The following is a 3,902-nucleotide window of genomic DNA, read 5'->3' as shown; positions in this document are numbered from 1 at the left end:
ACCAATTAGTAACCCTAATGCCACACTGAGCTCCGCCTGTACTGACGAAGGAAGTATCGAAGTGCACTAACCCCAACTGGTGCTCGTCTGTGACGAGTACCTACTTAAATTAGAACAAAGAACGTAGCATTTGCAATGCGGTTAACTAAAATAGAAATCCCGCTCTCCGAAGTCGCCCTGCGGTGTAATAAAATAGAAAACCTGAAGTTATCAACGTTTTGAACTTTGACAACGTATATTGAAAATTATACTATTTTTGGAAATAGAAAGGGAAATAAATATGTAAATATTACCAAATAGGGTTTATGTATTTAGAATATGCGACTGTAAGGTGGTTGGTGATCATTGAACCGACAGACATTGTTGATACTAAAAAAAGAAGAAATATGATACCATTTAATGACATTCTACTTTTCGCATTAGCAGCATTGATTCTTGTTGTTAGTCCAGGGCCAAATATGATTTACTTAATTTCTCGTACTATAACACAAGGAAAAAATGCAGGGTTAATTTCACTTATAGGAGTGATTTGTGGCTTTCTGTTCCATATAATTATGGTTTCTTTCGGACTTACTGCGGTACTTTTTGCAGTTCCGTTTGCTTATACGTTATTGAAAACAATGGGTGTTTTTTATCTTTTATACTTGGCATACCAAGCCATCAAACCAAACAGTAAAAATATCTTTGATACAAAAACAGATTTGCCGAATGACAAACCAAGAAAGCTGTTCATTATTGGATTTCTAACCAACGTACTCAACCCAAAAGTTGCTTTGTTTTATTTGTCATTTTTTCCACAGTTCATAAAACCTGAATACGGTTCAATTATGATACAGAGTTTACAACTCGGAGCTACTCAAGTTTTTGTTAGTTTCAGTATCAATTTTATTATTGTACTAACAGCATCGAAAGCAGCAGTATTTTTTGCCAAAAATCCATCATGGGTAAAAGCTCAAAAATGGTTTATGGCAAGTGTTCTAACAGGACTTGCAATTAAAATGGCATTTTCCAAAGTTAAATAGTATTAGTAGCATTTAAATATGACTGAAAAATATTGACTGAAAATAACGAACCGCTAATACGGTTTTGGCAAAATTAGCGGGTTTATTTCCCAGCTCTCCGAAGTCGCCCTAAGGAACAATAAAATAGAAAACCAGAAGTTATCAACGTTTTGAACTTTGACAACGTATATTGAAAATTATAGTATTTTTGGAAATAGAAAGGGGAATAAATATGTAAATATTACCAAATAGGGTTTATGTATTTAGAATATGCGACTGTAAGGTAGTTGTGCGTCACTTTCGAGCGACAGAAAGCCGAAATACAAATCAAATAAAATTTAAAGTTAAATATTATGAAATTTTATACATCAGTTCCGAAAAAATTAAATCCATTTTATAAAATAGAATTGGAGAATTACGAAATTGAATTAAATAAAGGAAACTTAAATGTTGCGTGGAGTCATTTAGAAAGAGCACATATAATTGTGCAAAAATATCCTATTGCACACACGGAAGTGCATTGGAAAATGTTAAAATTTGGGTTGAAAATTAAAAATAGTAAAGAAGTTATTGGACAAATTCCTCGCTTAATTTTCGGAGGTGTAAAATCATTTGTTGGTAAAATACCAATTGGAAATCCGGGCGGTGCAAATGTTCCACCTCTTAAAGCGTTTGAAATTAGTGAAGAATTGAAAGAAGTTTTCAAAAAAGCCGATATTAGCTTAAATTAAAGATACCTCCCGCGAACAATGTCATTAAGTTAAGGACTTATTTGTCATTTCGACCAACGGGAGAAATCACATAAAATGAGTGACTAATGAGATTCCTCCTATCCCGAAGTCTCGGGAGAATGACAAAATAGGTGATAAAATGGATTCTCACCTTTCCCGAAGTATTGGGAGAATGACAATTCCTAACTGGTGCTTGTCTGTGACGAGTACTTTCTTAAATTAGAACAAAGAATGTAGCATTTGCAATGCGGATAACTAAATAGAAATCCCGCTCTCCGAAGTCGCCCTAAGGAACAATAAAATAGAAAACCAGACGTTATCAACGTTTTGAACTTTGACAACGTATATTGAATATTATAGTATTTTTGAAAGTAAAAAAAGGAATATATATTCGCTTATACACCCAAATTGGGGTAAGTATAGGTGAGTTATTGCGGGTGTTTAGGAGTTAGTGGCAAGGCTACCGCAGAATCAAGAATATAAATTACTAAACTAATAATGTTTTTTATGACGACAACTGTAAAACAAAGAATCATGTCAATAGACATCCTTCGTGGAATTGTAATGGTGATAATGGCTCTTGATCACGTGAGAGATTATTTTCACATCACTTCTTGGACAGATGATCCATTAAATTTAGAAACTACAACACCTGCTTTATTTTTCACAAGATATATTACGCATTTTTGTGCGCCAACATTTGTATTCCTGTCTGGAGTTTCCATTTACTTACAAAGTCTGCGAAAAACCAAAAGCGAGTTGAGCGTCTTTTTGATAAAACGTGGTTTGTGGTTGATGTTTGTAGAAGTTGTCATTATTTCTTTTGCGTGGTCCTATAATCCCAACTACAATTTCTTTTTTCTACAAGTTATATGGGTAATCGGAGTGAGTATGGTCTTACTAGGAGTATTGATACACACTTCTTATAAATTTATTTTAGCCATAGGATTGCTGTTTGTATTGGGACACAATCTTTTGGACTTTGTTGAAGCGGCAAAGGATTACAAACCAACATTCCTGTGGGATTTATTGCATCACGGGAACTTTGCAGTTCACAATTTATGGGGATCGCATTCGGCTATACTGTTTTATCCAATTATTCCCTGGTTTGGATTGATGATGCTGGGCTATTGTTCCGGTATCTTTTTTACTTCAAAATATTCAAAAGAGCAAAGAGCTAAAATAATTACCAGAATAGGAGGTGGTTTATTATTGCTTTTTGTCGCTTTGCGATTTATAAATGTTTACGGAAATCCAATAGTTTGGAGTGTTCAAAAAACTAATTTTTATACCTTTTTATCTTTTATAAACATACATAAATATCCACCATCGTTGATGTATATGTGCGTCACAATAGGTATTGCGCTACTTTCGTTGGTACTTCTCGAAAGGGTAGAAAACAGCTTCACCCGAACGATATCCATTTTTGGAAGAACAGCTTTCTTCTATTATATTTTGCATCTTTATTTAATACACTTGTTAGCAACACTAAATTTTTATTTTAACGGACATTCCGTAAAAGAGAGTATAGATAATATTCAAAACTATGTTTGGTATTTCAACATACCAGGCGAAGGATATGGATTGCCAGGAGTTTATTTGATTTGGATTGTGGTAATTCTTATTTTGTTTCCTTTGTGTAAATGGTATGATAACTACAAGCAAAGCCATAAAGAAAAATGGTGGTTGAGTTATTTGTAAATAAAGCATAAATTACTAATAGACAAGAGGGCAGCCGATAACAGCGGTTACACGCTATTGCGAATTTTGTGATAACTTCACGCTCACGTTTCGCAAGAAATATTATCTTTAACAGAAAATAATCAGTTCCGAAGTTCGCAACCTCGCCAAGCGCCGGAACGTCAGGCTGTGAAAAAACTTCTCTACGCTTCTCTATTTTACTTGCATAAACTTCAATAAATGGGTTTTAAGCCAAGGTATATTTTGAATTAGTTTGACTTGTTCCTAAAATAATACGAGCTAAAAACAGCTTTATATAGGTTGTTTTTATCAAAAACAAGACTTTTCTCTTGTAAGGTGAGTTCCATGTCTTGAGTTTGGCTATTAAATCGGGTACGCCGAGGATATTGATGCTGCGTTTGATGTTGTAGACTAACATGATCAAACTGTGTTCGCCGTTTACTTTTTCTAATCCAATCAAATCGGTGTA

General features: G+C 34.1%; 3 protein-coding genes and 1 pseudogene. 3 read left to right on the top strand and 1 reads right to left on the bottom strand.

The genetic code is table 11. The features are described 5' to 3' along the window. The first annotated feature begins 386 nt into the window (after positions 1-386). The 3 genes from ACK5ON_RS03725 (at position 387) to ACK5ON_RS03715 (ending at position 3,433) form a co-directional block, all read left to right on the top strand. Positions 387-1,022, top strand: coding sequence for a LysE family translocator (locus tag ACK5ON_RS03725; RefSeq protein WP_409820004.1), 636 nt, complete (start codon positions 387-389; stop codon positions 1,020-1,022). A 332-nt stretch (positions 1,023-1,354) separates the two neighbouring features. Continuing rightward, positions 1,355-1,732 (top strand): DUF3703 domain-containing protein, encoded by a 378-nt coding sequence (locus tag ACK5ON_RS03720; RefSeq protein WP_409820002.1) that lies wholly within the window; start codon positions 1,355-1,357, stop codon positions 1,730-1,732. 534 nt (positions 1,733-2,266) lie between these two features. After that, positions 2,267-3,433, top strand: coding sequence for a DUF1624 domain-containing protein (locus tag ACK5ON_RS03715; protein ID WP_409820000.1), 1,167 nt, complete (start codon positions 2,267-2,269; stop codon positions 3,431-3,433). A gap of 226 nt (positions 3,434-3,659) precedes the next feature. Here ACK5ON_RS03715 and ACK5ON_RS03710 read toward each other — a convergent pair. Beyond that, positions 3,660-3,902 (bottom strand): annotated as a pseudogene (locus ACK5ON_RS03710) (hypothetical protein); the annotation flags it as partial.

Source organism: Flavobacterium sp., from assembly GCF_046317795.1.
Lineage (GTDB): Bacteria > Bacteroidota > Bacteroidia > Flavobacteriales > Flavobacteriaceae > Flavobacterium.
This window is presented reverse-complemented; position numbering and strand designations above follow the sequence as displayed.